This window comes from Devosia sp. (assembly GCF_017307565.1).
Classification (GTDB): domain Bacteria; phylum Pseudomonadota; class Alphaproteobacteria; order Rhizobiales; family Devosiaceae; genus Devosia.
Map to the genome: position 1 here is coordinate 1 of NZ_JAFKHD010000047.1, position 4,584 is coordinate 4,584.

General features: G+C 61.0%; 5 protein-coding genes and 1 pseudogene. 3 read left to right on the forward strand and 3 right to left on the reverse strand.

Annotation, left to right across the window (positions count from 1 at the left end):
* Nucleotides 1–552, reverse strand: a pseudogene (locus tag J0I64_RS00885) (sensor histidine kinase); the annotation flags it as partial.
* Nucleotides 553–860: 308 nt separating this feature from the next.
* Here J0I64_RS00885 and J0I64_RS00890 point away from each other — a divergent pair.
* Together J0I64_RS00890 and J0I64_RS00895 are read left to right on the forward strand one after the other, a co-directional pair.
* The gene (locus J0I64_RS00890) at nt 861–1,340 is read left to right on the forward strand and encodes an Lrp/AsnC family transcriptional regulator (RefSeq protein WP_035086672.1); all 480 of its coding nucleotides are present in this window, start codon (nt 861–863) and stop codon (nt 1,338–1,340) included.
* Nucleotides 1,341–1,344: 4 nt separating this feature from the next.
* Nucleotides 1,345–1,758, forward strand: a complete 414-nt coding sequence (locus tag J0I64_RS00895) for a VOC family protein (RefSeq protein WP_291405511.1) — start codon at nt 1,345–1,347, stop codon at nt 1,756–1,758.
* Here the strand turns inward: J0I64_RS00895 and moaA are convergent.
* Together moaA and J0I64_RS00905 are read right to left on the reverse strand one after the other, a co-directional pair.
* Nucleotides 1,755–2,771 (reverse strand): GTP 3',8-cyclase MoaA, encoded by a 1,017-nt coding sequence (gene moaA, locus J0I64_RS00900; protein ID WP_291405513.1) that lies wholly within the window; start codon nt 2,769–2,771, stop codon nt 1,755–1,757. The two genes, J0I64_RS00895 and moaA, sit on opposite strands and share 4 nt — an antisense overlap.
* Before the next feature lie 125 nt (nt 2,772–2,896).
* Nucleotides 2,897–3,490, reverse strand: coding sequence for a L,D-transpeptidase (locus tag J0I64_RS00905; protein ID WP_291405515.1), 594 nt, complete (start codon nt 3,488–3,490; stop codon nt 2,897–2,899).
* 247 nt (nt 3,491–3,737) lie between these two features.
* Here J0I64_RS00905 and rpiA point away from each other — a divergent pair, with 247 nt between their 5' ends.
* The gene (gene rpiA, locus J0I64_RS00910) at nt 3,738–4,439 is read left to right on the forward strand and encodes a ribose-5-phosphate isomerase RpiA (protein WP_291405516.1); all 702 of its coding nucleotides are present in this window, start codon (nt 3,738–3,740) and stop codon (nt 4,437–4,439) included.
* Nucleotides 4,440–4,584 lie beyond the last annotated feature (145 nt).

Here is a 4,584-nt window from a genome sequence, read left to right on the forward strand (position 1 = left end):
CACCGTCACGGTCACCGGCAGCGTGCTCATCAGCGTCGCGGGGGGCAGGGTGTGGGTGGCAATGGCATTGGCCGCTATGCTCACCAGCACCATGGCAAACATGACCGGGGCCACGTCATGAGGATTGGCCACAATGGTCGACAGCGCCAGGAGCGACAGCGAGAGGCCATAAATGGTCTCGGCTGCGACAAAGCTCGTCGTCCACTTGGCGGCATTGAACTTGGATGGGTCCTGGTTCAGGAACCGGCTCGCGGCCATGACGAGCACCAACATGCTCGCGATCACGAGGCCCGCCCAGAGCGCGGAAAAGATCACCGGCACCCAGAAGGTCGAGACTATAGCGAGAATGCTGACGACCACGGCCATGGGCAGGGCGGCGCCACGCCGGGATTCGGCGTAGTTCTGCATCAGCTGGAAATCGAATTCGGCGCGGGTGCCGGAACTGGAGGTCAGTTTCTGGCGCGCTTCCAGCACGGTCTTTTGGGCGGCGCGCTTGCCGTCAGAGCCCATCAGGGCGCGGACGTCCGCGGTATTGGCCGGCTGAGACGGCATGAACGGTACTCATTACTAACTCACGCAATGGCAACTGCCATCGCTACTGCAATGGCAACGGCCATCGCTACGCTCGGTGCCGAAGTTAGGCGAGGCGTGGTTAACAGCGGGTGAAATCGCAGTCGGAGAAGCACCTGCAAGTTGCGGAATGGGCCGCTGGGTGGTTAAGCCGCCGTTAGCAGTCATATTGTGTTTGGGTTGCGCAATTTTATTGCGCCTTCGATGCCGATATGGCAGCTTCACGTGCGTACATGCCCCGAAAATCGTCAATAAGAAAAAACTGATTTCCTAGAGAGGGCCGAATGGCACTGGACAAGATCGACCGTAAAATACTGACGCTGCTGCAAAAAGACGCGACCATGCCGGTAGCCGAGATCGGCCGCAAGGTTGGGCTCTCCACGACGCCCTGCTGGCGCCGCATCCAGAAGATGGAAGAAGACGGGGTAATTCAGCGCCGCGTTGCTGTCCTTGACCCCAACAAGGTCAATGTCGGGGTGACCGTTTTTGTCTCGGTCAAGACCAACGAACACAACGAAGCCTGGATGCGCAAATTCTCCGGCGTTATCGATGAATTCCCCGAAGTAGTGGAGTTCTATCGCATGAGCGGGGATGTCGACTATCTGATGCGTGTCGTCGTGCCCGATATCCAGGCCTATGACGCCTTCTACAAGCGGCTGATCAGCAAGATCAATCTGACCGATGTCAGCTCCGCTTTCGCCATGGGCCAGATCAAGTACACCACGGCCCTGCCGCTCGACTTTGCCATCGTCGTCGACGACGACAAGTAAAGCCATGCTGCTTGGCTTCGAACATGTCGGCATGACCGTCTCGGACATGGACCGGGCGGTTGCCTTCTATTGCGAGCTTTTGGGGCTGCGGCTGGCCCTGCGCAAAAGCGTCGATCGCGGCGAACTGGCTTTCTTCGATACGGGCGCGGGCATGCTTGAGCTGTTCGCGCCTGCCTCGAGCAAGGTGGATCGCTTCCGCGATGTGCCGGTCGACGAGGCCGGCCTTCGCCACATCACCTTTGCCTTTTCCAGTGTCGACGCGATCTTCGAAACGCTCGAAAAGGCCGGCGTCGAAATCGTCGAGCGTCCACGCGATGCCTATAATCGCGAGATGATCAGCCGGGTCGCCTTCGTCCGCGACGGAGACGGCATTCTCGTTGAGTTGATCGAGCGCGCGCCGGATCGCGACGCTCTCTAGCCGCCCGTCACGCTCATATGTCGCGCCACAGCCGGCGCGCCGCTGCTGCCGCGGTCGAGCACGAAGTCGTGGCCTTTGGGCTTGATCAGCATGGCTTCGTCCATCGCCGCATCGAGCCCCACAAGGCCACCATCACGCAGCGCATCGCGAAGGTTGACCTGGTCGTCCTGGCCCAGACAGAGGAAAAGCTGCCCCGTGGCGGTCAACCGCACGCGATTGCAGCTCTCGCAGAAATTATGGCTCATCGGCGTGATGAAGCCCAGCAGACCGCCGGTTTCGGCAACCTCGACATAACGTGCCGGACCGCCCGTGCGTTTGTCGAGCCGGGTCAGCGTATAGCGCCGCGCCAGCCGCTCATGCAGTTCGCGAAGCGGCAAATAGCTGTCGATCCTGTCGATTCCCACTTCGCCCAGCGGCATGCCTTCGATCAGCGTCAGCCCCATGCCCTTGCCATGAGCCCAGGCCATCATCGGCTCGATTTCGTCGTCATTGACGCCGCGCATGGCGACCATGTTGATCTTGAGAGCCAGCCCCGCCGCCTGCGCCGCCTCGATCCCGGCCATGACATCGGCGAGCCGGCCGCGCCGGGTAATGGTGGCGAACCGGTCGGTATCGAGCGTGTCGAGCGACACATTGATCCGCCTGACCCCGGCGGCAAAGAGACCCTCGGCGTGCTTTGCCAATTGGCTGCCATTGGTGGTGATCGTCAGTTCCTGCAGCCCGCTGCCGATCCGTCCGCCGAGACTGCGCACCAGGTCCATGATGTCGCGCCGCACCAGCGGCTCGCCCCCGGTCAGCCGGATCTTGGTCGTGCCCCGCGCGATAAAGGCCGACGCGATGGCCTCCACTTCCTCGAAACTCAGGATGTCTTTTTTGGGCAGGAAAACCATGTCTTCCGCCATGCAATAGACGCAGCGGAAGTCGCACCGATCCGTCACCGAAATCCGCAAATAGCTGATGGTTCGGCCATAGCGGTCGACCAGCGGACGAGAAGAAAGGAAAGGCGCGTTCATGCCGACATTGTAAGTGCAGATACCGACAATTGGAATTGCGATCTCGGGGTGTTGAGGGCAGGGGCGCTGCACAAAACAAAAGAGGCCGCCGAAGCGACCTCTTTCAAATTCTCTTGGTGCCAACCTTAGTGGTTGACGACGATCCGGGCCCCAACCTTCACGCGCTCGTAAAGATCGGTCACATCGTCATTGGTCAGACGAATGCAGCCCGAGGAAACGGCCTGGCCGATGGACCACGGCTCGGAAGTGCCGTGCACGCGATAGAGGGTCGAGCCGATGTACAGAGCGCGAGCGCCGAGCGGATTTTCCGGGCCGCCAGGCATATAGGCCGGCAGGTCGGGAACGCGCTTGCGCATCTGCGGGGGCGGGGTCCAGCCGGGCCACTCGGCCTTGCGGGTAATGCGGTGGGTGCCGGTCCAGGTGAAACCATCACGGCCAACGCCAATACCGTAGCGCATGGCCTTGCCACCTTCGAGAACGAGGTAGAGGCGGCGCTCGCCGGTTTCGACGACAATCGTGCCGACAGCATAGTTGGTGTCGTAGTCGACGATTTGCTTCTTGACCGGGCTGCCGCCGCGGCTGCGCGTAGCAACCACAGAGGGTTCTTCCCAGGTATTGTTGTCGGGATTGTAGACGCGTGCGGCCTGGCTTGGCACGGCCATGCCTACCGCCAACATGATCGATAGCCCCACGGCCATAGCCGCCTTCAAAAACTTCATGCTCTTCCAGGCCTCTGAATGAATGCGACGCCGTGATTCGTCGTTCGCAAGTAATGCCGCTATTTACATTTCCGCAATTTAGTCGAGAAGGGTTAACAGTCACCTTTTCGCCACACACGTGGCAAGCTTGCCTTATTGTGTTGCCGGCTGGTTACAGTGGCTATTCACCAATGCGTGAGGCGCCCGGTTTGCAAGGCTTGACAGCATGGCTGCCTAGCTTGCATCACGCTGACCAAACACGGAGGCGATGATGTCCGAAGATCTCAAGCGAGAAGCCGCCCGGCGTGCCCTCGAAGATGTGCGTCCCGGCATGCGCCTCGGGCTCGGCACCGGCTCCACGGCCCGCCATTTCGTTGACCTCCTCGGCGACAAGGTTGCCCAGGGGCTCGACGTGATCTGCGTGCCCACCTCGGAAGTCACCGCGCGCCAGGCCCAAAGTCTTGCTATCCCGCTCTCCGATCTCGAAACGCTCGGCCAGCTCGATCTGACCGTTGATGGCGCCGACGAGCTCGATCCCAATCTCAACCTCATCAAGGGCGGCGGCGGCGCGCTGCTGCGCGAAAAGATCGTTGCCGCGGCTTCCGCGACGATGATCGTCATCGCTGACAGCTCCAAGGTCGTCGAAACGCTCGGGCGTTTCCCGTTGCCCATCGAGGTCAACCGCTTCGGCCTGGCTGCCACCCGCCATGCGGTCGCCGAAATTCTCAAGGCCCATGGCGCCGAGGGGGGGCTCAAGCTGCGCGGCGAAGACAAGGGCGAAGTCTTCGTGACCGACGGTGGACACCTGATCCTTGATGCTTTTTTTGGCCGCATTTCGCAGCCAGAAGCGCTGTCACGCGATCTGCTGGATGTTCCGGGGGTAGTCCAACACGGACTTTTCCTTGATATGTGCAGCAAGGCTTATGTGGCGGCGCCGGATGGCGTAAAGACACTTCTCAAGGGCAGATGACGTCAGCCCGCAACAGACAAATGGGGAACCGGATGAACATGGATTTTATGCGCGGCGCCAAGGCGATCGTTGCGGCCGTGGTGACTGCCAGCATGATCGGCCTGGCGGCCCCGGCCTTCGCACAGGAAGTGCCGCCCGAGCAGCT

Bases quoted from the DNA above. Each gene is read 5' to 3' on its own strand.
- J0I64_RS00895 (WP_291405511.1), top strand. From the start codon at position 1,345: ATGCTGCTTGGCTTCGAACATGTCGGCATGACCGTCTCGGACATGGAC.
- J0I64_RS00905 (WP_291405515.1), bottom strand. From the start codon at position 3,490: ATGAAGTTTTTGAAGGCGGCTATGGCCGTGGGGCTATCGATCATGTTG.
- moaA (WP_291405513.1), bottom strand. From the start codon at position 2,771: ATGAACGCGCCTTTCCTTTCTTCTCGTCCGCTGGTCGACCGCTATGGC.
- rpiA (WP_291405516.1), top strand. From the start codon at position 3,738: ATGATGTCCGAAGATCTCAAGCGAGAAGCCGCCCGGCGTGCCCTCGAA.